Raw genomic sequence first — 25,907 nt, 5'->3', positions numbered from 1 at the left:
CGGAGGTCAGTTCATCGGAAGGGGAGCGGCACCCTTCGCGGTGAGCATGTTCGTCATCACCGTCGACTCGCTCTGCTGGGTGTCCACCATCGTCTGCGCGAGAGAGCGCACCGCGGCCTCCGACGCGTGCTGGGCCGCGTACTCCATCATCGGAAGTCCGCCCTGGTGGTGACGCAGCATCAGCTGGAGGTACAGGACGTCGACGGCCGGACCGGTGGCTTGACGCAACGCGGCCATGTCCTCCGAGGACGCCATGCCCGGCATCGTCGACATCGATCCCATGTGCCCGCTGTCGGCGGACCCGTGGTCGTGACCGTCGGAGTGTTCGGATTCCATCCAGCCCATGTAGCCACCGGACGGCAGCGCCGGCTGATCCCACAGCGCGAGCCAGCCCTGCATCTGCCCGAGCTGATTCTGCTGCGTGGTGAGGATGTCGTACGCCAGGCCGCGCACCGCCGGGTCGGTGGCGCCCGCCAGCGCGATCGCCGACATCTCCACCGCCTGGCTGTGATGCACGCTCATGTCCTGCGCGAATCCGACATCGACGGAACCGGCCTCGGGGACCGGGGCGCCGGAGTCCTCGAGCGGAAGCCGGGCGAGGAACCCGAGCGCGAATCCGAGGGCGATGGCGCCGATCAGCCCGATGACCAGGAGCGCTGTGCGCTGACTTGGCCGGGACGGGGCTGGATCGTCCGCGGAGTCGGTCTCGGGTCCGTACCCGGATTCGGCAGAACTAGCCATTGCCGCCCTCGGCCGGCGCCTGCTGCAGATCGGACGGCAACTGCAGGTCGCTCGGGAGCTGCATGCCGCTGGGCAGCTGCGCTCCCGCGCCGCCGGACTCCGACTGGTCGGGGCTGATACCGCCACCGTCCATCGGCACCGCGTCCGCGCCGGGTGCGCTCGGGTCGAACGGCGGCGGGTTGTCGGGGTCGAAACCGGAGCCCGGGATGGACGAGCAGCTCGCGCCGACCTCCGGGTAGGTGTTCTTGTTGATCCGCAGCGCGGTGATGAACTGGTCGATGCGGTCGTCGTCGACGCTGTCCAGCTTCAGCTGGTGGCCCCACGACTGCAGCGAGACCGGGCTGTCGAGGCCCGGGAACGGCGACATCAGCGTGTACGTCTCGCCGTCCACCTTGTCCTTCAGCGTCTCGACCTGGTCGGCGGACAGCTCGTCCGGGTTGTAGGCGATCCACACGGCGCCGTGCTCGAGCGAGTGCACGGCATTCTCGGTGCGAATCGCGTTCGGGTAGACCGTGCCGGTGCACGTCGCCCAGATGGCGTCGTGCGGGCCGCCGAACGGGGGCGACTGGTCGTACGCGACGCGCTGCGTCGGCTGGATGTGGATGCCGGCCGGATAGTCGACCTTGACGACGCCGTCGATGTTGACCGACGGGTCGGGATTCTCGGCGCTCGGCGCGTACTTCGCGGCTTCTTCCTTGGCCTGGTACTTGGGGACCAGGTTGATCGCGAGGATCGCCACGAGTGCGAGAACGGCAGCTCCGGCGCCGATCGTCAGCCAGGGGATGTTCCGCGGAGCGGACGCGCCACCCTTGACTTTCGCGCCGCCGCTGCTCTTCTTGGCGGCCTTGATGGCCTTCGCCGACTTCGCGCCCGAGTTCTTATCGGGACCGCGACTTTCCGAACCGCTTGGCATCGATTGTGATCTTTCGGTGTGTGGGTTACGGGCGCTCGACCCCCGGTAACCGGAAGCTGAGGGCCGGGACTCAGGGCGACACCACTGTACTTTCCCACCCTGAGCGCAACCTGGGAGAGTGGCCGCGGCCACGCTCGCCGGCGGTCGCCGGGCCCGCGGCGGGACTCGCGGGAAGGCGGATCACCGCCCGGGACGCGTTGGCCATAGGATAGATACCTGTGACTCCAGCTGACCTTGCCGAACTGCTCCGCGGAACCGCCGCGAAAGTGCTCGCCGAACGCGGACTCGACGTGTCCGTGCTTCCCGAAACTCTCACGGTCGAGCGTCCGCGCAATCCCGAGCACGGCGATTACGCCACCAACGTCGCGATGCAGGTGGCCAAGAAGGTCGGTACCAACCCGCGTGAGCTGGCCGGCTGGCTCGCCGAGGCGCTGACCGCGGCCGCGGGCATCGACAGCGCCGACATCGCGGGCCCGGGCTTCCTCAACATCCGCCTGGCCGCCGACGCGCAGGGCGCGATCGTCGCGAAGATCCTCGAGGAAGGTGCCGCCTTCGGGTCCGGACACACGCTCGACGGCAAGAAGATCAACCTCGAGTTCGTCTCCGCCAACCCCACCGGCCCCATCCACCTCGGTGGAACGCGCTGGGCGGCCGTGGGCGACGCGCTGGGCCGGATCCTGTCCACCCAGGGCGCGGCGGTCACCCGCGAGTACTACTTCAACGACCACGGCGCCCAGATCGACCGGTTCTCCCGCTCGCTGATCGCGGCCGCCAAGGGCGAACCCGCCCCCGAGGACGGCTACGCGGGCGCCTACATCGCCGACATCGCCGCCCAGGTGCAGCAGCAGCGCCCCGACGTGCTGGAACTGCCCGCGGGCGAGCAGCAGGAAGTCTTCCGCGCCATCGGCGTCGACCTGATGTTCGCCCACATCAAGCGCACCCTGCACGAGTTCGGCGTCGACTTCGACGTCTACTTCCACGAGAACTCGCTGTTCGAATCCGGTGCGGTGGAGAAGGCCGTCGAGACGCTCAAGGACTCCGGCAACCTGTTCCAGGAGGACGGCGCCTGGTGGCTCAAGAGCACCGACTTCGGCGACGACAAGGACCGCGTCGTCATCAAGAGCGACGGCAACGCCGCGTACATCGCCGGTGACATCGCCTACTTCCAGGACAAGCGCTCCCGCGGCTTCGACCTGTGCATCTACATGCTCGGTGCCGACCACCACGGGTACATCGGCCGGCTCAAGGCGGCCGCGGCCGCGTTCGGCGACGACCCCGACACCGTCGAGGTGCTGATCGGCCAGATGGTGAACCTCGTCCGCGACGGTGTGGCCGTGAAGATGAGCAAGCGCGCCGGGACGGTCATCACCCTCGACGACCTCGTCGAGGCGATCGGCGTCGACGCGTCGCGGTACGCGATGATCCGGTCGTCGGTGGATTCGAGCATCGACATCGATCTCGAACTGTGGACGAGCACCGGCAACGAGAACCCGGTGTACTACGTGCAATACGCGCACGCCCGCCTGTCGGCCATCGCCCGCAACGCCGCCGACCTCGGTATCGCCGTCACGAATCCCGACTTCTCGCTGCTCGTCTCGGAGCAGGAGGGCGATCTGATCCGCACCCTCGGCGAGTACCCGCGCGTCGTCACCAGTGCCGCGAATCTGCGTGAGCCGCACCGCATTGCGCGGTATCTCGAGGAGCTGGCCGGTGCCTACCACCGGTTCTACGGCGCCTGCCGGATCCTGCCCCAGGGCGACGAGGAAGTCGGCCCGCTGCACATCGCGCGACTGGCGTTGTGCGACGCGTCCCGTCAGGTCCTGTCCAACGGACTGGCCCTGCTCGGCGTCAGCGCACCGGAGCAGATGTGAACGCGCACCCCGCAGGTCCCAAGCACGCCGAACAGCTGCACGCACCCGGTCTGCCCGAACGTCCCGCCGACGCGGCCGCATTCGCCGCACTCTCTCCCGAGGTGTGGCCCCGCAACGCACACCGCGCCGCGGACGGAGTCGTCAGTCTCGCGGGCATCCCGGTTACCGAACTGGCCGAGAAGTACGGCACACCGTTGTTCGTGGTCGACGAGGACGACTTCCGGTCCCGCTGCCGCGACATGGCCCGTGCGTTCGGGCCCACCGCCAAGGTGCACTACGCGTCCAAGGCGTTCCTGTGCGGCGAGATCGCCCGCTGGGTCGCCGACGAGGGCCTGTCCCTGGACGTCGCGTCGGGCGGCGAACTGGCGGTCGCCCTGCACGCCGGATTCCCGGCGGAGCGAATTGCCATGCACGGCAACAACAAATCGGTCGCCGAGCTGAACGCCGCCGTGTCGGCCCGGGTCGGGCACATCGTGCTCGACTCCGCCACGGAGATCGACCGCCTCGACAAGGTGGCCGCCGAAGCCGGTGTGGTGCAGGACGTTCTGATCCGCGTGACGGTCGGAGTCGAGGCACACACCCACGAGTTCATCTCCACGGCCCACGAGGACCAGAAGTTCGGGTTCTCGCTCGCGGGCGGAAAGGCGATCGACGCGGTCCGCCGGGTCTTCGCCGCCGGCAACCTGCGGCTGGTGGGACTCCACAGCCACATCGGCTCGCAGATCTTCGACGTCGACGGCTTCGAGTTGGCCGCACACCGCGTGATCGGGCTCCTGCGGGACGTCGTCGCGGAGTTCGGTGTGGACAAGACCGCCCAGATCTCGATCATCGACCTCGGTGGCGGCATGGGAATCTCCTACGTCCCCACCGACGACCCGCCGCCGGTCGACCAGCTCGCCGCCAAACTGGGCGACATCGTGCGCAACGAGTCGGCGCTCGCCGGCCTGCCGGAGCCGACGCTGGCCGTCGAACCCGGGCGCGCGATCGCCGGACCCGGCACGGTGACGCTGTACGAGGTCGGCACCATCAAGGACGTCACCGTCGGCAGCAACCTCACCCGCCGGTACGTCAGCGTCGACGGCGGAATGAGCGACAACATCCGTACCGCGCTGTACCAGGCGGAGTACGAGGCCAAGCTGGTCTCGCGGGTCAGCGACGCGGCACCGGTGGTGTCCCGCGTCGTCGGTAAGCACTGCGAGTCCGGCGACGTCGTGATCCGCGACACCTGGATGCCCGAGGACATCGACGCCGGCGATTTGCTCGCCGTCGCGGCCACCGGTGCATACTGCTATTCGATGTCGAGCAGGTACAACCTGCTCGCCCGCCCTGCCGTGGTGGCGGTGCGCGACGGACAGTCGCGCGTGATCCTCCGGAGGGAAACTGTGGAAGACCTGCTGAGCTTGGAGGTACAGGAGTGACGAGCGAATCGGCGCATCGCGCTATCGGTGTGGCCGTCCTCGGCCTCGGCAACGTCGGGAGCGAGGTCGTGCGCATCCTGCGGGAGCACAGCGAAGACCTCGAGGCTCGCGTCGGTGCCCCGCTGGAACTGCGTGGAGTGGCCGTGCGCCGCCCCGGCAAGGACCGCGGAATTCCCGAGGAGTTGCAGACCACCGACGCGGAGTCACTCGTGGCCCGCGACGACGTCGACCTCGTCGTCGAGGTGATAGGCGGCATGGACCTGCCCCGCAAGCTGATCCTCTCGGCGCTCAACTCCGGCAAGTCCGTCGTCACCGCCAACAAGGCGCTGCTCGCCGATCACACCGGTGAACTGGCCGAGGCCGCGGAACTGCACAACGTCGACCTCTACTTCGAGGCCGCCGTGGCCGGCGCGATCCCTGTGATCCGCCCGCTCATCCAGTCCCTCGCCGGTGACCGGGTGAACAAGGTCGCCGGAATCGTGAACGGAACCACCAACTTCATCCTGTCGGCGATGGACGAGACCGGCGCGGACTACGCCGCGACCCTCGCCGAGGCCGGACGCCTGGGATACGCCGAGGCCGATCCGACCGCCGACGTGGAGGGCTACGACGCCGCGGCCAAGGCGGCGATCCTCGCGTCGATCGCGTTCCACACCCGGGTCACGGCCGCCGACGTGTACCGCGAGGGGATCTCCAAGATCACCGCGGCCGACCTGACGTCGGCCCGCGCACTCGACTGCACGATCAAGCTGCTGTCCATCTGCGAGCGGATCACCACCCCCGAGGGCAAGGAACGGATCTCCGCGCGGGTCTACCCGGCGCTCGTGCCGCTGGAACATCCGCTGGCCTCGGTCAACGGTGCGTTCAACGCGGTCGTCGTCGAGGCGGAGAACGCCGGACGCCTGATGTTCTACGGGCAGGGCGCAGGCGGCGCCCCCACCGCGTCGGCCGTGATGGGCGACCTGGTGATGGCCGCGCGTAACAAGGTGAACGGTGGCCGCGGACCCCGCGAGTCCAAGTACGCCAAGCTGAAGATCGCGCCGATCGGCGACATCCCCACGCGCTACTACGTCAACATGCAGGTGACGGACAAGGCCGGGGTCCTGTCGGCGGTGGCTGCCGAATTCTCGCAGCACGGCGTCAGCATCTCCACCGTGCGGCAGGAAGGCGCCGGCGACGGTGCCCGCCTCGTCGTCGTGACCCACGTCGCGACGGATTCTGCTCTGTCGGAAACCGTTGAGGCACTGAGCAAACTCGAATTCGTCACCGCTGTGACCAGCGTGCTGCGACTGGAAGGCACCGAACAATGACCGGCACCCGCAACCCCGTTCACACCCCCTGGCCGGGGCTGATCGAGGCTTACCGCGACCGCCTCGCCATCGGACCGAACTGGAAGACGGTCACCCTGCGCGAGGGCGGCACCCCGCTGCTGCCCGCCGGGCACCTCTCGGAACTCACCGGTTGCGACGTCTACCTGAAGGTCGAGGGGCTCAACCCGACCGGTTCGTTCAAGGACCGCGGCATGACGATGGCCGTTACCGACGCGCTCGCCCGCGGTCAGCAGGCGGTCCTGTGCGCGTCCACGGGTAACACGTCCGCGTCCGCCGCCGCGTACGCCGCAAAGGCGAAGATGACCTGCGCCGTTCTGGTGCCGCAGGGCAAGATCGCGATGGGCAAGCTCGCGCAGGCCGTCATGCACGGCGCGCGGATCATCCAGGTGCAGGGCAACTTCGACGACTGCCTCGAACTGGCCCGCAAGACCACCGCGGAATTCCCCACGATCGGGCTCGTGAACTCGGTCAACCCGGTCCGCATCGAGGGCCAGAAGACCGCGGCATTCGAGATCTGCGACGCACTGGGCAAGGCCCCCGACGTGCACGCGCTCCCGGTCGGCAACGCGGGCAACATCACCGCGTACTGGCGCGGGTACTCCGAGTACTACGCGGACGGGCTCACCAGCGTGAAGCCCCGCATGCTCGGCGTCCAGGCCGCCGGCGCCGCACCGCTCGTCCACGGCGCACCGGTGAAGGACCCGGAGACGATCGCCACCGCGATCCGCATCGGCTCGCCCGCGTCCTGGAACGGCGCGGTCACCGCCAAGGAAGAGTCGCACGGCGCCTTCCGGGCCGCGACCGACGACGAGATCCTCGAGGCGTACCGGCTGATCGCCAGGACCGAAGGGGTGTTCGTCGAGCCCGCCTCGGCCGCGAGCGTCGCAGGTCTGCTCGCCGCCCGCAAGGAGGGCTGGCTGGACTCGGGGCTGACCGTCGTCTGCACGGTCACCGGTAACGGCCTCAAGGACCCCGACACGGCGTTGGCGGGTATGCCTGAGGTTCAACCGATCCCGGTCGATCCTGTCGCTGTCGCGTCGGCCCTCGAGCTGGCGTAGTGGTGGCGCCCACGCCCACCACGCCGCAGGACCACACCGCTGCCATGACACAGACCCTCCCCACGGGCCTCACCGTGACCGCCCGCGTGCCTGCGTCGAGCGCCAACCTCGGCCCGGGCTTCGACACGCTGGGCATCGCGCTCGGGCTGTACGACGAGATCACCGTGACCACCACGGGTTCGGGGCTGAAGATCCGGGTCGAGGGCGAGGGTGCCGACGACGTGCCGTGGGGTCCGTCCCATCTCGTGGTCCGGGCCATCGAACGTGGCCTGGAATCGGCGGGCGTGTGGGCTGACGGCCTGGATGTGGTGTGCCGCAACGCGATACCCCATTCGCGGGGCCTGGGTTCGTCGGCCTCCGCCGTCGTCGGGGGGCTGGCGGCCGCCAACGGCCTGGCGATCAAGCTCGACCCCGAACTCGGGCTGTCGCTCGATCAGCTCGTCCAGCTGTCGTCCGAATTCGAAGGGCACCCCGACAACGCGTCGGCGAGCGTGCTCGGCGGCGCCGTCGTGTCGTGGAGTTGCGCGGGCGAGCAGACCGACGGAGCGCCCGCGGCCACCGACATCTACTCGGCCGTCGCGCTGAAGGTTCATCCCGCGATCCGCGTCGTCGCGCTCGTGCCGGGGGAGCGCTCGTCGACCGCCCACACGCGGGGTCTGTTGCCCGAGACGGTTCCCCACCGGGACGCAGCGTTCAACGTGAGCCGCGGGGCCCTCGCTGTGGTGGCGCTCACAGAGCGTCCCGACCTTCTGATGGCGGCCACCGAGGACCGGCTGCACCAGACGCAGCGCGCTCCGGCGCTTCCGCTCACGACGCGATGGATCGCCGTCCTCCGGAAGGCGGGTATCGCCGCCACCGTCTCGGGAGCCGGACCGACCGTTCTCGCATTGACCACGGAGCCTTTCCCCGTGGATCTTCGAGCACATGCCGAGGCCGAGGGGTTGCAGGTTCTCGAACTGGACGTGGCGGACGGCGTCCGGACCAGCTGACACGCCGTAGGGGCGTCTCCTTGCCCCTACGGTCGTTCACAGCTATCCTGGGCAATGTCCGTACATCGTGCGCATCAGACGCCGGTGCTTCACCAGGGCAATTACTCCAGGTCAATCGGGGTTGACGGCTCCTGGCACGATCCTCCGCACTATCTGTCGTGTAGGGATTGCGAGTACGCGCCTGTTTCAAAGGTGATGTGATGGCGGGCAAGCCGGCAGTTCTTCACATGCAACTACGTACGGCACATCCGAATTCGGTATTCGAAACCGAATTACGGGACGAACCCTCGACTCTGCGCAGCGCGAGTGAGGGAAGGAAAGGACCTCCGTGACCGATACGGACCTCATCGCCGCTCCTGTGCGCGCCTCCTCGGTGGATACCGTTGGCGCGCAGGCAGGCGACTCTTCACAGGCGTCATCGACCGCACCCGGCACCGGTGCCGTGACAGCCTCCACCAAGCGCGCCGAGGCGCGCCGGGGTGCCGGGCTGTCCGGAATGGTGCTCACCGAGCTCCGCACTCTCGCAGGTGAGCTGGGCATCAAGGGCATCTCGGGGATGCGCAAGGGCGACCTGATCGCCGCGATCAAGGAGCGTCAGGGCGGCTCTTCCGCCCCGGCCGCTGCCGCGACCGAAGCCGCTCCCCGGACCCGGGCGACCCGCGCGAAGCGCGAACAGTCCGCTCAGACCGAACTCGAAGTGACTCCCCAGGCGGAGACCACCGAGAAGGCCGCCGAGCCCAAGACGGCCGAACCCGCGACAGGCGACGGCGCAGCCGCCGACACCGACACCGCCGAAGGCGGCCGTCGCGGGCGTCAGCGTCGCGGATCCGCGCGTCGGGCAGGCGCACCCGAGCAGGGTGACCAGGGCGGCAACGCTCAGGACGCCACCGCCTCGGCGAATGCCACCGACACGCAGCAGGCCGAGCGCAAGCAGGCCGACGACCGTCAGGATTCGGCCGAGAAGCCGGCCAAGCAGGACGGCTCCGGCGAACAGGGCGGCGACCGCAGCCGACGCGAGCGGGGCGGCGACCGCGGTGACCGCGGCGAACGCGGTGACCGCGGCGAACGCGGTGACCGGGGCGATCGCGACAACCGCGGCGACCGCAGCCAGGGCAACAACGGCCCGCGCAACAATGACAACCGCCCGGGCGACGACGAGGAAGGCGGTCGCGGACGCCGCGGACGTCGCTTCCGCGAACGTCGTCGTGGACGCGACCGCGGCGAAGGCGGCGGCGGCGACGCCCGCGAGACCGAGATCCGCGAGGACGACGTCCTGCAGCCGGTCGCCGGCATCCTGGACGTCCTCGACAACTACGCGTTCGTGCGGACCTCCGGCTACCTGGCCGGACCGAACGACGTCTACGTGTCGATGAACCTGATCCGCAAGAACGGCCTCCGCCGCGGCGACGCCATCACCGGCGCCGTCCGGGTCGGACGCGAAGGCGAGCAGGGCAACCAGCGCCAGAAGTTCAACCCGTTGGTCCGCATCGACACCGTCAACGGTGGCGACGTGGAAGCGGCCAAGAAGCGCCCCGAGTTCGGCAAGCTCACCCCGCTGTACCCGAATCAGCGGCTGCGTCTGGAGACGACGCCGAACATCTTGACGACCCGTGTCATCGACCTGGTGATGCCGATCGGCAAGGGACAGCGTGCGCTGATCGTGAGCCCGCCGAAGGCCGGTAAGACCAGCGTTCTGCAGGCCATCGCCAACGCCATCGCGACCAACAACCCCGAGTGCTACCTCATGGTCGTGCTGGTCGACGAGCGTCCCGAAGAGGTCACCGACATGCAGCGTTCGGTGAAGGGCGAGGTCATCTCCTCGACCTTCGACCGCCCGCCGGGAGACCACACCTCGGTCGCCGAGCTGGCCATCGAGCGTGCGAAGCGTCTCGTGGAGGCGGGTAAGGACGTCGTCGTCCTCCTCGACTCGATCACCCGCCTCGGCCGTGCGTACAACAACTCGTCGCCTGCCTCGGGACGCATCCTCTCCGGTGGTGTCGACTCGACCGCGCTCTACCCGCCGAAGCGTTTCCTCGGTGCTGCGCGCAACATCGAGAACGGCGGTTCGCTCACGATCATCGCGACGGCCATGGTCGAGACCGGTTCCACCGGCGACACCGTGATCTTCGAGGAGTTCAAGGGCACCGGTAACGCCGAGCTGAAGCTCGACCGCAAGATCGCGGAACGTCGTGTGTTCCCGGCCGTGGACGTGAACCCCTCGGGTACGCGTAAGGACGAGCTGCTGCTCAGCCCGGACGAGGCCGCGGTGCTGCACAAGCTCCGGCGTGTGCTCTCGGGTCTCGACTCGCACCAGGCCATCGATCTGCTGATCGACCGCCTCAAGAAGAGCAAGAGCAACATCGAATTCCTCATGCAGGTGTCGAAGACTGCTCCGGGCGCGATCGACGACTGATCTCGACCCGAAGCGGGGCCCGGCGACTTTCGGTCGCCGGGCCCCGCTGTTTTCCCCTCGGGAACCACCGTGGAACAAAACGCGGACCACCCGCGTTGACCACACCGCAAGCACAAATGCCGATTGGGATCGCGAACCTGCGATCTGGCATACTGAGCGGCTGAGTCCGGTTCCGGTTCACGTCTTCGAACGGCGAAGGCGACCCGGCGACCATAGAAAGGGACACCATGAAGTCAGGCATTCACCCCAACTACGTGGCCACCACCGTGGTCTGCGGTTGCGGAAACACCTTCGAGACCCACAGCACCAAGGAGACCGGGCGTATCAACGTCGAGGTCTGCTCGCAGTGCCACCCGTTCTACACCGGCAAGCAGAAGATCCTCGACACCGGTGGACGTGTCGCCCGCTTCGAGGCTCGCTACGGCAAGCGCGCCGGCAAGGGCGCAGCCAAGGAATCTGCAGAGTCCTAGCTGTTCCGCCGACGCCCGTCCTGCGATAATTGCAGGCCGGGCGTCGGCTTTTTTGTGCCTATTTCCGAAAGAAACGCAGAGCGGAGCGAATCATGGCAGGGACCACCCAGCCGTCGGCCATCGACGACATCCTGGCCGAACATGCCGGCCTGGAGCAGCAGTTGGCGGACCCGGCCCTGCACAACGACGCTTCCGCGGCCCGCAAGGCGGGCAAGCGATTCGCCGAGCTCGCGCCGATCATGGCGACGTATACCAGGCTCAAGTCGGCGCAGGACGATCTGGATGCCGCGCGCGAGCTCGCCGCCGACGACTCCAGCTTCGCTGCCGAGGTGCCCGAACTCGAGGCGCAGGTCCTGGAACTCGACAAGACCCTCACCGACCTTCTGGCCCCCCGCGACCCGCACGACGGTGACGACGTGGTGCTCGAGGTGAAGTCGGGGGAGGGCGGCGAGGAATCCGCGCTGTTCGCCTCCGATCTGGCCCGGATGTACGTCCGGTACGCCGAGCGGCACGGCTGGCGTGTCGAGATCCTCGACGCGACCGTGTCCGATCTGGGCGGTTACAAGGACGCGACGCTGTCGATCAAGTCGAAGGGCGATGTGCGTGACGGGGTCTGGGCGCGACTGAAGTTCGAGGGCGGGGTCCACCGCGTGCAGCGCGTGCCCGTCACGGAATCGCAGGGACGCGTCCACACGTCCGCCGCCGGTGTCCTCATCTACCCGGAACCGGAAGAAGTCGAGGAGGTGCAGATCGACGAAACCGATCTGCGCATCGACGTCTACCGCTCCTCGGGCAAGGGTGGTCAGGGTGTCAACACCACCGACTCCGCGGTCCGGATCACGCACCTGCCCACCGGAATCGTCGTGACCTGCCAGAACGAGCGCTCACAGCTGCAGAACAAGGCCCGCGCCATGCAGGTGCTCGCCGCGCGGCTGCAGGCCGCCGCCGAGGAAGCCGCGGATGCGGAGGCGTCGGCGGGCCGGCAGAGCCAGGTGCGCACCGTCGACCGTTCGGAGCGCATCCGCACCTACAACTTCCCGGAGAACCGCATCACCGATCACCGGATCGGTTTCAAGTCCCACAACCTGGACGCGGTCCTGGACGGCGAACTCGACGCCCTGCTGGACGCCCTGGGCAAGTCGGACCGCGAGGCGAGGCTCGCCGCGGAGTAACCGCGAAGCGGGACCGCGCCACCGGACGGCGAGCCGCGTGGCAGTCTGTACCTGTGAGTCGCCTTCCTCTTCGCCTGGCCCTGATCGACGCAACCGCGCAACTCGACGAGGCCGGGGTGCGTAGCTCCCGTGCGGATGCCGAACTGCTCGCGGCCCACCTGCTGGGGGTGGAGCGGACCCGGCTCGGCCTCGTCCCGCTGGTCGACGAGTCGGTGATCGACGCCTACAAGAAGATGGTCGACCAGCGCGCCAAGCGGATTCCGTTGCAGTACATCCTCGGTACCGCCGCGATGGGGGCCATCGACATCGAGGTCGGCCCCGGGGTCTTCGTGCCGCGTCCCGAGACGGAACTGCTGCTCGGGTGGGCGCTCGCGTTTCTCGGAAGCTGTGATCAGCATCCGCCGGTGGTCCTCGACCTGTGCACCGGGTCGGGCGCACTCGCGCTCGCCATCGCCAACGCCCGCCCCGACGCCGTCGTGCACGCCGTCGAACTCGAACCGCACGCGCTCGCGTGGGCCCGGCGCAACGCCGACGCCCGCGAACAGGCAGGTGACGCACCGATCCGGCTGTATCAGGGCGACGTGACCGATCGGACGTTGCTGGCCGGGCTCGAAGGCGGCGTCGACCTGATCGTGTCGAACCCGCCGTACATCCCGGAGGGCGTCGAGCTCGAACCCGAGGTCGCCGACCACGATCCGCACAGCGCGCTGTTCGCCGGACCGGACGGTCTGTCCGTCATCAAGCCGATGATCTCGAACGTCGCGCGCTGGTTGCGCATCGGGGGAGCGGTCGGCATCGAGCACGACGACTCCAACGGCTCCGACGTGGCGGCACTGTTCGCGTCCCGCCGGGTGTTCGGCGAGGTCGCGGAGCACCCGGACCTCGCCGGCAAGCCGCGCTTCGTGGTCGCCCGGCGCGTCGCCACGGATATCGAGGCGCAGCGTGCAGGGGCCGTCGCCGAGGGTGAAAGAATGGGCGGGTGAGTACCGTTTACGACTGTGGCCGTCCCGATTCACGCTCCGCCGGAATGAGTGCGGCCAAGAATGCGCTGAAGGCCGGGCGGCTCGTCGTGCTCCCCACGGACACGCTGTACGGAATCGGCGCGGACGCATTCGACAGCGAGGCTGTCGCTGCCCTCCTGCGGGCCAAGGGTCGCGGACGCGACATGCCGGTTCCCGTGCTCGTCGGCTCGTGGAACACGATCGACGGCCTGGTGTACAGCGTCCGCCCGCAGACGCGCGACCTGATCCGGGCGTTCTGGCCCGGCGGGCTGAGTCTCGTTGTGGAACAAGCGCCTTCGCTGGCGTGGGACCTCGGCGACACCCGGGGGACGGTCATGCTGCGCATGCCGCTGCACCCGGTCGCCCTCGAACTGCTGCGTGAAGTCGGACCGCTGGCGGTGTCGAGCGCGAACGTCTCCGGGCGACCGCCCGCCACGACGGTCGAAGATGCGCGCGAGCAACTCGGCGGATCGGCGAGCGTGTACCTCGACGGCGGTCGGGCGGAGCAGGGGCAGGCATCGACGATCGTCGACCTCACCGGCGCGACCCCCCGGATCCTGCGTGAAGGTGCCGTGCCCACCGGCGATGTCGCCGACGTGCTCGGAGTGACGGCGGAGAGTCTGTCCGCCCAGTGAGTGCTGCCGAATCGGCCGGCGTGGCGCTGGCCCAAGCAGGTGGGGGCGCGGGTGTCCCGCTGCGTGAACTCCTGCTCGTCCTCTTCACCGCTGCGGTGGTCACCTACCTGGCCACCGGGGCCGTGCGGCTGTTCGCGCTCCGCTTCGGGGCGGTGGCGGTGCCGCGGGACCGCGACGTCCACGTGACCCCGACGCCCCGCCTCGGTGGGGTCGGCATGTATCTCGGCATGCTCGTGGCGTTATTGTTCGCGCAGCAGCTACCCGCCCTGACCAGGGGATTCGAGTTCACCTCCGACATTCCCGCGGCCCTGGTCTCGGGGTTCGTGATCGTGCTGGTGGGGGTGGTCGACGACCGGTGGGGCCTGGACGCGCTCACCAAGTTCGTCGGCCAGGTCACCGCGGCGGGGATCCTCGTCGTGATGGGGGTGAGCTGGTTCATCATCTACATGCCGTTCGGGGACGGCAGCACCGTCATTCTCGACCAGCTCCAGGCCGGTCTCGTCACGGTGGGTGTCGCGGTCGTGATGGTGAACGCCATGAACTTCGTCGACGGCCTCGACGGTCTCGCGGCGGGCCTCGGGCTGATCTCCTCGCTCGCGATCTGCGTGTTCTCGGTGGGGCTTCTGCACGATCAGGGCGGCGACGTCAGCGCGTATCCGCCCGCGCTGATCGCCGCGGCGCTGGCGGGTGCGTGTCTCGGATTCCTTCCGCACAACTTCCAGCCCGCCAAGATCTTCATGGGCGACTCCGGCTCCATGCTGATCGGCCTGATGCTCGCGGCCATCTCCACCAGCGCGTCCGGCCGCATCCCGCTGACCGCGTACGGCACCCGCGACCTGCTCGGACTTCTCTCTCCGCTGCTCCTCGTCGGTGCCGTCATGTTCATCCCGATCCTCGACCTGCTGCTCGCTGTCGTCCGGCGGACCCGCGCGGGGGTGAGCCCGTTCAGTCCCGACAAGATGCACCTCCATCACCGGCTCCTCCAGATCGGGCACTCGCACCGTCGCGTCGTGCTGCTCATCTACTTGTGGGTCGGTGTCCTGGCGTTCGGTGCGGTCGGGTCGGCCCTGTTCGACCGTCGCGTCGTCGTCCTCCTGGTTGCGGGGGGCCTCGTCTTCGCGCTGGTCGTCACGGCCGTCCCGTCGATTCGCGGACAGCAGCACGACCGTCGCGGCTGACCGGAGGGTTGCGGCGGACCGGCGAAGATCCACTACCCTTGGCGACCGTGACGTTCACCCCCGCCTCCGCCCCTGATCACACCGCGTCGTTGCGGGCTGCCGTCCGCTACGGAGTTCTCGGTCTGATCGTGCTGGCAGTGGTCGGTTCGATCATCGCCTTTCTCGTCGCGGGCAAGCCCGGTCTGTACGGCGCACTTCTCGGTGCCGCAGTCGGGGGAGGGTTCATCCTGTGCACCGCGCTGGGTGTGCTGTTCACCGCGAAACTTCCGGCCTTGACGGCGGGAGCGGTACTGCTCGGTACGTGGTTGTTGAAGATGATCCTCGCGATCACGGTCCTGGCGATCCTCAAACCGCTCGACTTCTACGACAAGACGGCATTGGTGCTGGTCATGGTGCTGTCGCTGGTGATCGTGCTGGGAGCGGAAACATTCGGAGTCCTGGGAACCAAGGCGCCGTACGTCGAGCCGACGCCGTCGGACGACGCCGGATCGCCGGAATCGGACGATAAGTAGTACTACGAGATGTAGTAAAATTGAATCGACCCGGACCCCGTCTACACAACGTCGTAGATGACTTGCTAAGGTCTGGGTCAAGCGAGAGCAATGAGAGTGCGAGTAAGTTACTCGCCGGTATTGCATGCTTGTAGGTGGCCGCACTTTCAGGGCCGCCGAGTCGACGAGAGTCGCCGACACCGACAGACGCTGGACTCGAACAGTCCGCAGCAGCTGACGAATACGCGAGTCGAGCTTGTCGACTTGTTTGATCGTCAATGTCCGATCGAACCGCAGTCAACGAAGGCTGCGGACCGACTACGGGAGAGAACGCTGAGCGTCATCAACGTGGCTGCTGGAGAAGAATTCCACGCGCCTTCCCTGAACGACTTCTTCCCGCCCGCGGTCCTGTTCGAAGGGACTCCGTTCGAACTCGACCGCCTGATGCTGGTTCGCATCCTGCTGTCCGGACTGATGATGCTCTTCTTCGTCATCGCGCTGCGCAGCCCGAAGATCATTCCGCGCGGTGTCCAGAACATCGGTGAGATCGCGCTCGACTTCGTCCGGATCAACATCGCGGAAGAGATTCTCGGCAAGGAGCAGGGCAAGCGCTTCCTGCCGGTCATCACCACCATCTTCTTCCTGGTGCTCGCCAGCAACCTCGGCAGCATCATCCCCTTCATCAACATCTCGCCGAACGCGCGTATCGGCATGCCGCTCGTGCTCGCCGCCCTCGCGTACATCGTGTTCAACTACGTCGGCATCAAGAAGTACGGCTTCTTCAAGTACGTGAAGAGCAGCATCGTGGTTCCCGGTGTTCCGCTTCCGCTGCACTTCCTGCTCGTGCCGATCGAGTTCATCTCGACGTTCGTCCTCCGGCCGTTCACGCTCATGGTTCGTCTCATGGCCAACATGCTGGCCGGCCACATCCTGCTGGTGCTGTTCTTCAGCGCCACCCAGTACTTCTTCTTCGTCTCCGGTGGCTTCCAGGCCGTGTTCGGTGTGGCTTCGCTTGCCGCCGGCATTGCATTCACCTTCTTCGAACTGCTGGTGATCTTCCTGCAGGCCTACGTCTTCGCGCTGCTCACGTCGGTGTACATCGATCTGGCGCTGCACGCGGATTCGCACTAGCACCACAAATTTCACGACCAGCTACACCAAGAACTGAGCCTCCCGCCGAATCCGGCGGAGGTCAACAGAAAGGGAACGGAACACCATGAGCCTCGCCTACCTCGCTCAGGAAGCTGTCCAGGAAACCAACTCGACGGGTTTCGGAGCCATCGGCTACGGCCTCGCCGCGATCGGCCCCGGCATCGGCGTGGGCATCGTCGTCGGTAAGGCGATCGAGGGAATGGTTCGCCAGCCCGAGATGGCCGGACAGGTTCGTACCACGATGTTCCTCGGTATCGCCTTCACCGAAGCCCTCGCGCTGATCGGCCTCGTCGCCGGCTTCATTTTCTAAGACCGTCATGGCAGCCAACATCGCAGTCCTCGCGCAGGAAGAGAGTCACAACCCTCTCCTGCCCGAGACGTATGACATCGTTTGGTCGATCGTCTGCCTGGTCATCGTTGGTTTCGTCTTCTGGAAGTACGTCCTTCCGATGTTCCAGAAGGTCCTTGCCGAGCGAACCGAGCAGATCGACGGCGGCATCAAGCGGGCCGAAGAGGCCCAGGCCGAAGCGAAGGCGGCGCTCGAGCAGTACCGCGCTCAGCTCGCCGAAGCTCGCACCGAGGCTGCGCAGATCCGTGAGGACGCGCGCACCCAGGGGCAGCAGATCATCGCCGAAATGAAGGCACAGGCTCAGGAAGAAAGCGACCGCATCGTGGCGGCCGGCAACAACCAGTTGGTTGCCCAGCGTCAGCAGATCGTTGCCGAACTGCGTGCCGATCTCGGCCGCACCGCGGTCGACCTCGCTGAGAAGGTCATCGGTGAGTCCCTCGCCGACGACGTCAAGCGGGCCGGCACGGTCGATCGATTCCTGAACGAGCTCGACTCCATCGGCGCAAATTCCGCAGCAGGGAAGTGAGCACCATGTACGCAGCGAGCCGTGAGGCCTTGACGCAGACCCGTGCTGCGTTGTCTTCGGCCTTGGGATCCGTCTCTGCCGGAGCAGCCACAGCGGCCGCGGCCCAGATCGGGGCCGAGCTGTTCTCGGTCGTCGAGATCCTGGACGAGCAGCGCACTCTCCGGAGTGCCCTGTCGGACACCTCGACGCCCGGGAACGTTCGCGAAGGTCTGGCCGAGCAGGTATTCGGCGGCAAGGTCTCGGCCGAGACCCTCGCCGTCCTGAAGGCGGCGGTGGGCCAGGACTGGTCCGTCACCTCCGACCTGCTCAACTCGCTGGTGCTCGTCGGTCGGGAATCGCTGCTGAAGGCAGCGGCCGATCAGGGACAGCTCGACGCTGTCGAGGACGAGCTCTTCCGCCTCGGCCGCATCGTTGCCGGTGACCCCAAGCTCGAGCAGTCACTGTCCGACCGTTCCGTGCCGGCGAAGAGAAAGCGTGAACTGCTCTCCAAGCTGCTGTACGGCAAGGTCACCGCTGTCGCCGAGGCGCTGGCGACTCAGGCAGTGGGCCGGTTGAAGAACTCCGCACCCGCGGACGCCTTCGACGAACTGTCGAATCTGGCAGCAGCACAGCGGGAAGCAGTTGTCGCCAAGGTGCGCAGCGCTGCTCCGCTGTCCAGTGAGCAGTCGGATCGGCTGACCGCCACCCTCACCCGTACCTACGGGAAGCCGGTGACGGTTCACGTGGAGGTCGATCCTGAACTCCTCAGCGGCTTGGTCGTCCGGGTGGGCGACGAGGTGATCGACGGCAGCGGCGCGGGACGTCTCGCAGCGTTGCGGAAGTCCCTCAAGTAGTCCGCAACCGAACCCCATACCCCAGATCTTTTCGAAGACCAGACACCGAGAGCAGGAAAAACATGGCGGAGCTGACGATCTCCTCCGACGAGATCCGTAGTGCGATCGAGAACTACACCGCGAGCTACTCCCCGGAGGCCTCCCGCGAAGAGGTCGGCCTTGTGACCGACACCAGCGACGGCATCGCGCACGTCAGTGGCCTGCCTTCGGCGATGGCCAACGAACTGCTGGAGTTCCCCGGCGGAATTCTGGGTGTCGCGCTCAACCTGGATGCCACCGAGATCGGTGCCGTCATCCTGGGCGATTACGAGAACATCCAGGAAGGCCAGGAAGTCAAGCGGACCGGCGACGTGCTGTCGGTACCCGTCGGCGACGCCTTCCTCGGCCGCGTCATCAACCCGCTCGGCCAGCCGATCGACGGCCTGGGCGAGATCGAGAGCAACGAGACCCGCGCCCTCGAACTGCAGGCTGCCTCGGTGCTCGAGCGTCAGCCCGTCGAGGAGCCGCTGCAGACCGGCATCAAGGCCATCGACGCGATGACCCCGATCGGCCGCGGACAGCGCCAGCTCGTCATCGGCGACCGTAAGACGGGCAAGACGGCCGTCTGCATCGACGCGATCCTGAACCAGAAGGCCAACTGGGAGACCGGCGACGAGAAGCAGCAGGTTCGCTGCATCTACGTCGCGATCGGCCAGAAGGGCTCCACCATCGCGGGTGTCAAGGCTGCCCTCGAGGAGCAGGGCGCGATGGAGTACACCACCATCGTCGCCGCCCCGGCCTCCGACTCCGCCGGTTTCAAGTGGCTCGCGCCCTACACCGGCTCCGCCATCGGCCAGCACTGGATGTACCAGGGCAAGCACGTCCTGGTCGTGTTCGACGACCTGACCAAGCAGGCCGAGGCGTACCGCGCCATCTCGCTGCTGCTGCGTCGCCCGCCGGGACGTGAGGCATACCCCGGTGACGTCTTCTACCTGCACTCCCGCCTGCTGGAGCGTTCGGCCAAGCTGTCCGACGCCCTGGGTGGAGGCTCGCTGACCGCGCTGCCGATCATCGAGACCAAGGCCAACGACGTCTCGGCCTACATCCCGACCAACGTCATCTCCATCACCGACGGTCAGGTGTTCCTCGAGTCGGACCTGTTCAACAAGGGTGTCCGTCCCGCCATCAACGTCGGTATCTCGGTTTCCCGAGTCGGTGGCGCCGCGCAGACCAAGGGCATGAAGAAGGTCTCCGGTTCGCTGCGTCTGGAACTGGCTCAGTTCCGTGAGCTCGAAGCGTTCTCCGCTTTCGCTTCCGACCTGGACGCCGCCTCGAAGGCACAGCTCGAGCGCGGTGCCCGCCTGGTGGAGCTGCTCAAGCAGGATCAGTACAGCCCGATCCCCGTCGAGGACCAGATCGTGTCGATCTACCTCGCCGGCGAAGGTGTCTTCGACAGCGTGCCCGTCGGTGACGTCCGCCGCTTCGAGGCCGAGCTGCTCGACGAGCTGCACCGCACCGCCTCCGGCGTGTACGAGAGCATCAAGGGCGGCAAGGCCCTCGACGCCGACAACGCCAAGGCGCTGGTCGAGGCCACCGACAAGTTCAAGGAAACCTTCATCGCATCCGACGGAAGCCGGGTCGTGAACGAGGCCGAGGCTGAAGCTCTGGACGCCGGCGAGGTCGGCCACGAGCAGATCAACGTCAAGCGCACCACCGTCAGCAAGTGAGCGGCCTGCCCATGATGCTGCGAAACATGAAGGGAGAGTGATCGATCGATGGCAAGCATTCTCGAACTGAGGTCTCGCATCAAGTCGGTCAACTCGACCAAGAAGATCACCAAGGCCCAGGAACTGATCGCGACCTCGCGCATCACGAAGGCACAGTCTCGCGTCGCCGCGGCGAAGCCGTACGCCGAGGAGATCACGAAGGTTCTGTCGGAGCTGGCGAGCGCGTCGGCTTCGCTGGACCACCCGTTGCTGAACGAGCGCACCGATCCCAAGCGTGCCGCGGTTCTGGTCGTCACCAGCGACCGCGGTATGTGCGGCGGATACAACTCCAACGTCCTCAAGGAGGCCGAGGAGCTGTTCCAGCTGTTGCGCAGCGAGGGCAAGGATCCGGTCATCTACGTGCTCGGATCCAAGGGTCTGGGGTACTACACGTTCCGTGGCCGCGACTTGGGAGGTGCGTGGACCGGGTTCTCCCAGGATCCGGGCTACTCCGACGCTGCCAAGGCGAGCCGGCACCTGGTCGACCTGTTCATGGCCGGATCCGGCTCGGAGGTCCCCGCGCCGAACGGCGAGGGCACCATCGAAGGCGTCGACGAACTCCACATCGTCTACACCCGCTTCGTGTCGATGCTGACCCAGTCTCCCGAGGTCCGCCGGATGGCTCCCCTCGAGGTGATGGTCTCCGAGGAGCACGTCGAACTCGGCGAGGACATGCTGTCGAACGGTCACGGGTCCAGCGACTCGGAACCGGTCGCCGGATACAACTTCGAGCCGGAACCCGACAAGTTGCTCGGCGCCCTGCTGCCGAAGTACATCAGCACCCGCATCTACTCCTCGCTGCTGGATGCTGCGGCGTCGGAGTCGGCTGCCCGTCGTACCGCCATGAAGGCCGCGACGGACAACGCAAACGAACTGGTGAACACGTTGAGCCGTCAGGCAAACCAGGCTCGCCAGGCCCAGATCACCCAGGAAATCAGCGAGATCGTCGGCGGCGCGAATGCGCTTGCCTCGAGCGCAGGAAGTGACTAAGCAATGACCGCAGCAGTAACCGAAAACAACGGGGCAGGCTCGGGTTCGTCCGTCGCCGGCCGCGTCGTGCGGGTCATCGGTCCCGTCGTGGACGTTGAATTCCCGCGTGGCGCTATTCCTGAACTGTTCAACGCCCTGCACGCCGAGATCACGCTCCCCTCGGTCGCCAAGACGCTGACCCTCGAGGTCGCACAGCACCTCGGCGACAACCTGGTGCGCACCGTCTCGATGCAGCCCACCGACGGCCTGATCCGCGGCACCTCGGTGTCCGACACGGGCAAGCCGATCTCGGTTCCCGTCGGTGACGTCGTCAAGGGCCACGTGTTCAACGCACTGGGCGACTGCCTCGACGCTCCCGGAACGGGTCGCGACGGCGAGCAGTGGGGCATCCACCGCAAGCCACCGGCCTTCGACCAGCTCGAGGGCAAGACGGAGATCCTCGAGACCGGCATCAAGGTCATCGACCTCCTCACCCCGTACGTCAAGGGTGGAAAGATCGGTCTGTTCGGTGGTGCCGGTGTCGGCAAGACCGTTCTGATCCAGGAAATGATCACCCGTATCGCCCGCGAGTTCTCCGGAACCTCGGTGTTCGCAGGCGTCGGTGAGCGCACCCGTGAGGGCACCGACCTTCACCTCGAGATGGAAGAGATGGGCGTCCTCCAGGACACCGCCCTCGTCTTCGGCCAGATGGACGAGCCGCCGGGAACGCGTATGCGCGTCGCCCTGTCCGCGCTGACCATGGCGGAGTACTTCCGCGATGTCCAGGGCCAGGACGTGCTGCTGTTCATCGACAACATCTTCCGTTTCACCCAGGCCGGTTCCGAGGTGTCGACCCTGCTCGGTCGTATGCCTTCGGCCGTGGGTTACCAGCCGACCCTGGCTGACGAGATGGGTGAGCTGCAGGAGCGCATCACCTCGACGCGAGGCCGCTCCATCACCTCGCTGCAGGCGATCTACGTGCCCGCCGACGACTACACCGACCCGGCGCCGGCCACGACGTTCGCGCACCTCGATGCCACCACCGAGCTGTCGCGTCCGATCTCGCAGATGGGTATCTACCCCGCTGTGGACCCGCTGACCTCCACCTCCCGCATCCTGGAGCCCGGCATCGTCGGTGCCGAGCACTTCCGGGTTGCCAACGAGGTCAAGCGCATCCTGCAGAAGTACAAGGAACTGCAGGACATCATCGCCATCCTCGGTATGGACGAGCTGCAGGAAGAGGACAAGGTGCTCGTCGGCCGTGCCCGCCGTCTGCAGAAGTTCCTCGGCCAGAACTTCATCGTCGCCGAGAAGTTCACCGGTGAGCCCGGCTCCGTGGTGCCGCTCCGCGACACCATCGAGGCGTTCGACCGCATCTGCAAGGGCGAGTTCGATCACCTGCCCGAGCAGGCGTTCAACAGCTGTGGTGGACTCGACGACGTCGAGGCTGCAGCCAAGAAGATCGCCGGGAAGTAGTCGACGATGGCTGAGATGACCGTGGAACTCGTCGCCGTGGAGCGACGGTTGTGGTCTGGTTCGGCGACTCTCGTCAGCGCACAGACGACCGAGGGCGAGATCGGTGTCATGCCTGGGCATGAGCCGGTTCTCGGACAGCTGGTCGAGGCCGGAGTGGTTGCGATCACGACGGCCGACGGTGAGCGTATCGTCGCTGCTGTGCACGGCGGGTTCCTGTCCGTGACCGCGAAGACAGTCACGATCCTCGCCGAGTCAGCCGACTTGGCCGAGGACATCGATGTGGAAGCGGCCAAGGCCGTGCTCGCAGAGAGTGGAGACGATCTCGAGGCGATTGCTGTCGCCAAGGGTCGGATCCGCGCTGTAGAGCGCGCTTAGGCTGCACGAGAAAGACCGCGACGGAGCCGACGAACAGTGACAATCGGAATGACTGTGTTGATCATTCTGGTTGTGCTGCTCGCGGCCTTCGTCGCGGTCTTTTTGTATCGGCTTGCAGTACTGCGCCGCGGCGGCACCGCGGCGATCCTCCGGGTGACGCCTGCCCCCGGGGACACCGGGTGGCGCCACGGCGTCATCCGCTACGGCGAGGGTTCCCTCGTCTTTTTCAAACTGTCGAGTTTGCGTCCCGGCCCTGATTCGCGCATCGACCGCCAGGGCATCGAAGTCGCAGGTCGTCGCAGCCCGGAGGGCTCCGAATTCGACATCATGTCCGAGGAAATCATCATCCTGTCGGTCAAGGACCGCGGTAGCTCGTACGAGATCGCATTGGACGGGGGAGCATTGACCGCGTTCCTCTCCTGGGTCGAATCACGACCGTCCGGCCGATCGGTTCGCGGTCGCCGACTCTGATCAGGACTGTCCGGCCCCGGGCTTCCAGAGCACGTCGCCCTCAGGGTTCGCGAGCCTGCTGACGATGAACAGCAGATCCGACAGTCGGTTGAGGTATTTCGCCGGCAGTGCGTTGGTGGTCTCCGGATTCGCGTCGACGGCTGCCCACGCAGACCGCTCGGCCCGCCGGGTCACGGTCCGCGCCACGTGCAGCAGAGCTCCCAGTGCCGTGCCGCCGGGGAGAATGAAGGAGTTCAGCGGCGCCAGGCGTTCGTTCAGTTCGTCGCACCAGCCCTCGAGACGGTCGATGTACTCGTCGGAGATCCGCAGCGGCGGGTACTTCGGTTCGGCCTCCACCGGGGTGGAGAGGTCGGCGCCGGCGTCGAACAGGTCGTTCTGGATCTGCCGCAGGATCGACCGGATCTCCTCGGGCGGGTCGCCCAATGCCACCGCGACCCCGATCGACGCGTTCGCCTCGTCGCAGTCGGCATAGGCGATCAGCCGCGGATCGTTCTTCGACACACGGGAGAAATCGCTGAGTCCGGTGGTCCCGTCGTCGCCGGTCCGGGTATAGATCTTGGTGAGGTGTACGGCCATAGCGTTACGGTACCGGCCTCCGGGGTCGGCATCCCTGGCTCTAGGCTGTGTTCTGTGAGCGAACGCTTCCTTGTCACCGGCGGTAACCGCCTCGTAGGTGAAGTGTCTGTCGGGGGCGCGAAGAACAGCGTTCTCAAGCTGATGGCGGCAGCGCTGTTGGCTGAGGGCACCACAACTGTCACCAACTGCCCGGACATCCTGGATGTCCCCTTGATGGCCGACGTCCTGCGCGGCCTCGGCTGCGAGGTGGACCTCGACGATTCCATCGTCCGGATCACCACACCCGCCGAGCCCAAACACCACGCCGATTTCGCGGCGGTACGTCAGTTCCGCGCGTCGGTCTGTGTGCTCGGACCGCTGGTCGCGCGGTGCCGGCGCGCGGTGGTCGCGCTACCGGGTGGTGATGCCATCGGTTCGCGGCCCCTCGACATGCACCAGTCGGGGCTGCGGTTGCTCGGCGCCCACAGCACGATCGAGCACGGCTGCGTGGTTGCGCAGGCCGACGACCTGCACGGTGCGAACATCCGGCTCGCGTTCCCGTCGGTGGGGGCGACCGAGAACATCTTGATGGCCGCCGTACTCGCCAAGGGCGAGACGGTGATCGACAACGCAGCGCGCGAACCCGAGATCGTCGACCTGTGCAACATGCTGATCCAGATGGGCGCGAAGATCCGGGGTGCCGGCACGTCCACGCTGACGATCCAGGGCGTCCCTAAACTCGAGCCAACCACCCACCGGGTGATCGGCGATCGGATCGTCGCAGCGACGTGGGGGATCGCCGCATCGATGACCCGTGGCGACGTGCGCGTTCGCGGAGTCAACCCGAAGCATCTCGGCCTGGTGCTCGACAAGCTGCGGGTCGCCGGAGCCGACGTCACGGCCGAGGCCGACGGATTCCGGGTGGTCCAGGAAGCACGGCCCACGGCCGTCAACTTCGCGACCCTGCCCTATCCGGGGTTCCCCACCGACCTCCAGCCGATGGCCATCGGTCTCGCCGCGGTCGCGGAGGGAACGTCGATGATCACGGAGAACGTCTTCGAGGCGCGGTTCCGTTTCGTCGAGGAGATGATCCGGTTGGGTGCCGATGCGCGGACGGACGGTCATCACGCTGTGATCCGGGGAATCGCGCAGTTGTCGAGCGCGCCGGTGTGGTCCTCGGACATCCGGGCCGGCGCCGGCCTGGTGCTGGCGGGGCTCGTCGCCGACGGGCTGACTGAAGTCCACGACGTCTTCCACATCGACCGGGGCTATCCCCGTTTCGTCGAGATCCTCCAGGAACTCGGTGGCCGGATCGAAAGGGTGGACGCAGATCCCGGTTCTCAGCGGTGAGTCCGGCGTCACAGCGGCCCGTGTGAGCGGCCGGGCGCTGGTTCGGTTCCGGCGCACCGGCTCTGACCAGCAGAATCCGAATCGACGAACACCGTGACCTGGCGATTTGGCAAGCAGTTTCCCTTCGCGTAACTTATTCCAGGTCAGAGCGACACGGACACCGACCCCGGCCGGAAGGCGGGGGACACGAGGTTGGACGAAGGCGCCTGGTAAATCGGAAGTTCACCGGTCGTGTACGGTGGTGCTTCCATCCCGGTTAGATTCTGATCAGCGTCTCGGCTTGCGCCGGTGAGGCTGGTAGGATAAGATGGAACGGTTGCCCCGGAGCGGCTGGCGAGTGTGCCAGTGGTGATGGTGTGTGCGTGTTCTTTGAGAACTCAACAGTGTGTCGATGAATGTCAGTGCCAAATGTTTTTGGTACTCCG

At 66.9% G+C, this 25,907-nt stretch carries 25 protein-coding genes; 22 read left to right on the top strand and 3 right to left on the bottom strand.

Going from position 1 to position 25,907, the window contains the following annotated elements:
- Positions 1–6: 6 nt before the first annotated feature.
- Together CJ177_RS39150 and CJ177_RS39145 are read right to left on the bottom strand one after the other, a co-directional pair.
- Entirely contained in the window at positions 7–741 is a 735-nt protein-coding gene (locus CJ177_RS39150; protein WP_005252940.1) for a DUF305 domain-containing protein, read from the bottom strand.
- Positions 734–1,654, bottom strand: coding sequence for a DUF3105 domain-containing protein (locus CJ177_RS39145; RefSeq protein WP_095870242.1), 921 nt, complete (start codon positions 1,652–1,654; stop codon positions 734–736). The genes CJ177_RS39150 and CJ177_RS39145 overlap by 8 nt, the downstream gene beginning before the upstream one ends.
- 218 nt (positions 1,655–1,872) lie before the next feature.
- Between CJ177_RS39145 and argS the strand changes: the two genes are divergently transcribed.
- From argS to CJ177_RS39040, 21 genes are all read left to right on the top strand, one after another.
- On the top strand, positions 1,873–3,525 hold the full coding sequence (gene argS, locus CJ177_RS39140; RefSeq protein ID WP_005252942.1) for an arginine--tRNA ligase: 1,653 nt from the start codon (positions 1,873–1,875) through the stop codon (positions 3,523–3,525).
- Positions 3,522–4,943, top strand: a complete 1,422-nt coding sequence (gene lysA, locus CJ177_RS39135) for a diaminopimelate decarboxylase (RefSeq protein ID WP_005252943.1) — start codon at positions 3,522–3,524, stop codon at positions 4,941–4,943. Before argS ends, lysA begins: the two co-directional genes overlap by 4 nt.
- Positions 4,940–6,253, top strand: a complete 1,314-nt coding sequence (locus CJ177_RS39130; protein WP_005252944.1) for a homoserine dehydrogenase — start codon at positions 4,940–4,942, stop codon at positions 6,251–6,253. Before lysA ends, CJ177_RS39130 begins: the two co-directional genes overlap by 4 nt.
- Positions 6,250–7,332 carry a threonine synthase gene (thrC, locus tag CJ177_RS39125; protein ID WP_005252945.1) on the top strand — a complete coding sequence of 361 codons (1,083 nt, stop codon included), beginning with the start codon at positions 6,250–6,252 and terminating at the stop codon, positions 7,330–7,332. Before CJ177_RS39130 ends, thrC begins: the two co-directional genes overlap by 4 nt.
- Before the next feature lie 44 nt (positions 7,333–7,376).
- A complete protein-coding gene (gene thrB, locus CJ177_RS39120) occupies positions 7,377–8,321 on the top strand; it encodes a homoserine kinase (protein WP_095870406.1) in 945 nt (314 codons plus the stop codon).
- 328 nt (positions 8,322–8,649) lie between these two features.
- Positions 8,650–10,734 carry a transcription termination factor Rho gene (gene rho / locus CJ177_RS39115; protein WP_095870241.1) on the top strand — a complete coding sequence of 695 codons (2,085 nt, stop codon included), beginning with the start codon at positions 8,650–8,652 and terminating at the stop codon, positions 10,732–10,734.
- Positions 10,735–10,961: 227 nt separating this feature from the next.
- Positions 10,962–11,204: a 50S ribosomal protein L31 gene (gene rpmE, locus CJ177_RS39110; protein WP_005252948.1), complete on the top strand. Its 243-nt coding sequence runs from the start codon at positions 10,962–10,964 to the stop codon at positions 11,202–11,204.
- 92 nt (positions 11,205–11,296) lie between these two features.
- Entirely contained in the window at positions 11,297–12,376 is a 1,080-nt protein-coding gene (gene prfA / locus CJ177_RS39105) for a peptide chain release factor 1 (protein WP_005252949.1), read from the top strand.
- A 53-nt stretch (positions 12,377–12,429) separates the two neighbouring features.
- Positions 12,430–13,359, top strand: a complete 930-nt coding sequence (prmC, locus tag CJ177_RS39100; RefSeq protein ID WP_095870240.1) for a peptide chain release factor N(5)-glutamine methyltransferase — start codon at positions 12,430–12,432, stop codon at positions 13,357–13,359.
- Positions 13,356–14,012 (top strand): L-threonylcarbamoyladenylate synthase, encoded by a 657-nt coding sequence (locus CJ177_RS39095; protein ID WP_095870239.1) that lies wholly within the window; start codon positions 13,356–13,358, stop codon positions 14,010–14,012. The genes prmC and CJ177_RS39095 overlap by 4 nt, the downstream gene beginning before the upstream one ends.
- A complete protein-coding gene (locus CJ177_RS39090) occupies positions 14,009–15,190 on the top strand; it encodes a glycosyltransferase family 4 protein (protein ID WP_005252952.1) in 1,182 nt (393 codons plus the stop codon). Before CJ177_RS39095 ends, CJ177_RS39090 begins: the two co-directional genes overlap by 4 nt.
- A gap of 38 nt (positions 15,191–15,228) precedes the next feature.
- The gene (locus CJ177_RS39085; RefSeq protein ID WP_007300049.1) at positions 15,229–15,702 is read left to right on the top strand and encodes a hypothetical protein; all 474 of its coding nucleotides are present in this window, start codon (positions 15,229–15,231) and stop codon (positions 15,700–15,702) included.
- 327 nt (positions 15,703–16,029) lie between these two features.
- Complete coding sequence (atpB, locus tag CJ177_RS39080; RefSeq protein ID WP_009474169.1) at positions 16,030–16,812, top strand: F0F1 ATP synthase subunit A; 783 nt, start codon at positions 16,030–16,032, stop codon at positions 16,810–16,812.
- 85 nt (positions 16,813–16,897) lie between these two features.
- Entirely contained in the window at positions 16,898–17,143 is a 246-nt protein-coding gene (locus tag CJ177_RS39075) for an ATP synthase F0 subunit C (RefSeq protein ID WP_005252955.1), read from the top strand.
- 7 nt (positions 17,144–17,150) lie between these two features.
- Positions 17,151–17,708, top strand: a complete 558-nt coding sequence (locus tag CJ177_RS39070) for a F0F1 ATP synthase subunit B (protein ID WP_005252956.1) — start codon at positions 17,151–17,153, stop codon at positions 17,706–17,708.
- 5 nt (positions 17,709–17,713) lie between these two features.
- Entirely contained in the window at positions 17,714–18,541 is an 828-nt protein-coding gene (locus CJ177_RS39065) for a F0F1 ATP synthase subunit delta (RefSeq protein ID WP_179443395.1), read from the top strand.
- A gap of 62 nt (positions 18,542–18,603) precedes the next feature.
- Positions 18,604–20,247, top strand: a complete 1,644-nt coding sequence (gene atpA, locus CJ177_RS39060) for a F0F1 ATP synthase subunit alpha (RefSeq protein ID WP_005252958.1) — start codon at positions 18,604–18,606, stop codon at positions 20,245–20,247.
- Positions 20,248–20,295: 48 nt separating this feature from the next.
- Positions 20,296–21,276 carry a F0F1 ATP synthase subunit gamma gene (locus CJ177_RS39055; RefSeq protein WP_005252959.1) on the top strand — a complete coding sequence of 327 codons (981 nt, stop codon included), beginning with the start codon at positions 20,296–20,298 and terminating at the stop codon, positions 21,274–21,276.
- Between the two features lie 3 nt (positions 21,277–21,279).
- The gene (gene atpD, locus CJ177_RS39050) at positions 21,280–22,731 is read left to right on the top strand and encodes a F0F1 ATP synthase subunit beta (RefSeq protein WP_005252960.1); all 1,452 of its coding nucleotides are present in this window, start codon (positions 21,280–21,282) and stop codon (positions 22,729–22,731) included.
- Positions 22,732–22,737: 6 nt separating this feature from the next.
- Positions 22,738–23,106 carry a F0F1 ATP synthase subunit epsilon gene (locus CJ177_RS39045; protein WP_005252961.1) on the top strand — a complete coding sequence of 123 codons (369 nt, stop codon included), beginning with the start codon at positions 22,738–22,740 and terminating at the stop codon, positions 23,104–23,106.
- Between the two features lie 48 nt (positions 23,107–23,154).
- Positions 23,155–23,577 (top strand): DUF2550 domain-containing protein, encoded by a 423-nt coding sequence (locus CJ177_RS39040; protein ID WP_005571048.1) that lies wholly within the window; start codon positions 23,155–23,157, stop codon positions 23,575–23,577.
- On the opposite strand, the gene CJ177_RS39035 is transcribed toward CJ177_RS39040, so the two are convergent.
- Positions 23,578–24,153, bottom strand: coding sequence for a cob(I)yrinic acid a,c-diamide adenosyltransferase (locus CJ177_RS39035; protein ID WP_005252963.1), 576 nt, complete (start codon positions 24,151–24,153; stop codon positions 23,578–23,580). It abuts the gene before it with no gap.
- Positions 24,154–24,207: 54 nt separating this feature from the next.
- Between CJ177_RS39035 and murA the strand changes: the two genes are divergently transcribed.
- Positions 24,208–25,482 (top strand): UDP-N-acetylglucosamine 1-carboxyvinyltransferase, encoded by a 1,275-nt coding sequence (gene murA, locus CJ177_RS39030; protein ID WP_005252964.1) that lies wholly within the window; start codon positions 24,208–24,210, stop codon positions 25,480–25,482.
- Positions 25,483–25,907: the final 425 nt, after the last annotated feature.

Source organism: Rhodococcus sp. ACPA1, from assembly GCF_002300195.1.
Classification (GTDB): domain Bacteria; phylum Actinomycetota; class Actinomycetes; order Mycobacteriales; family Mycobacteriaceae; genus Rhodococcus_F; species Rhodococcus_F opacus.
This window is presented reverse-complemented; position numbering and strand designations above follow the sequence as displayed.

Coding starts and splice junctions, on each gene's coding strand:
- CJ177_RS39150 (WP_005252940.1), bottom strand. CDS start 741: ATGGCTAGTTCTGCCGAATCCGGGTACGGACCCGAGACCGACTCCGCG.
- CJ177_RS39145 (WP_095870242.1), bottom strand. CDS start 1,654: ATGCCAAGCGGTTCGGAAAGTCGCGGTCCCGATAAGAACTCGGGCGCG.
- thrC (WP_005252945.1), top strand. CDS start 6,250: ATGACCGGCACCCGCAACCCCGTTCACACCCCCTGGCCGGGGCTGATC.
- thrB (WP_095870406.1), top strand. CDS start 7,377: ATGACACAGACCCTCCCCACGGGCCTCACCGTGACCGCCCGCGTGCCT.
- rpmE (WP_005252948.1), top strand. CDS start 10,962: ATGAAGTCAGGCATTCACCCCAACTACGTGGCCACCACCGTGGTCTGC.
- prfA (WP_005252949.1), top strand. CDS start 11,297: ATGGCAGGGACCACCCAGCCGTCGGCCATCGACGACATCCTGGCCGAA.
- CJ177_RS39075 (WP_005252955.1), top strand. CDS start 16,898: ATGAGCCTCGCCTACCTCGCTCAGGAAGCTGTCCAGGAAACCAACTCG.
- CJ177_RS39070 (WP_005252956.1), top strand. CDS start 17,151: ATGGCAGCCAACATCGCAGTCCTCGCGCAGGAAGAGAGTCACAACCCT.
- CJ177_RS39065 (WP_179443395.1), top strand. CDS start 17,714: ATGTACGCAGCGAGCCGTGAGGCCTTGACGCAGACCCGTGCTGCGTTG.
- atpA (WP_005252958.1), top strand. CDS start 18,604: ATGGCGGAGCTGACGATCTCCTCCGACGAGATCCGTAGTGCGATCGAG.
- CJ177_RS39055 (WP_005252959.1), top strand. CDS start 20,296: ATGGCAAGCATTCTCGAACTGAGGTCTCGCATCAAGTCGGTCAACTCG.
- atpD (WP_005252960.1), top strand. CDS start 21,280: ATGACCGCAGCAGTAACCGAAAACAACGGGGCAGGCTCGGGTTCGTCC.
- CJ177_RS39045 (WP_005252961.1), top strand. CDS start 22,738: ATGGCTGAGATGACCGTGGAACTCGTCGCCGTGGAGCGACGGTTGTGG.
- CJ177_RS39040 (WP_005571048.1), top strand. CDS start 23,155: ATGACTGTGTTGATCATTCTGGTTGTGCTGCTCGCGGCCTTCGTCGCG.
- CJ177_RS39035 (WP_005252963.1), bottom strand. CDS start 24,153: ATGGCCGTACACCTCACCAAGATCTATACCCGGACCGGCGACGACGGG.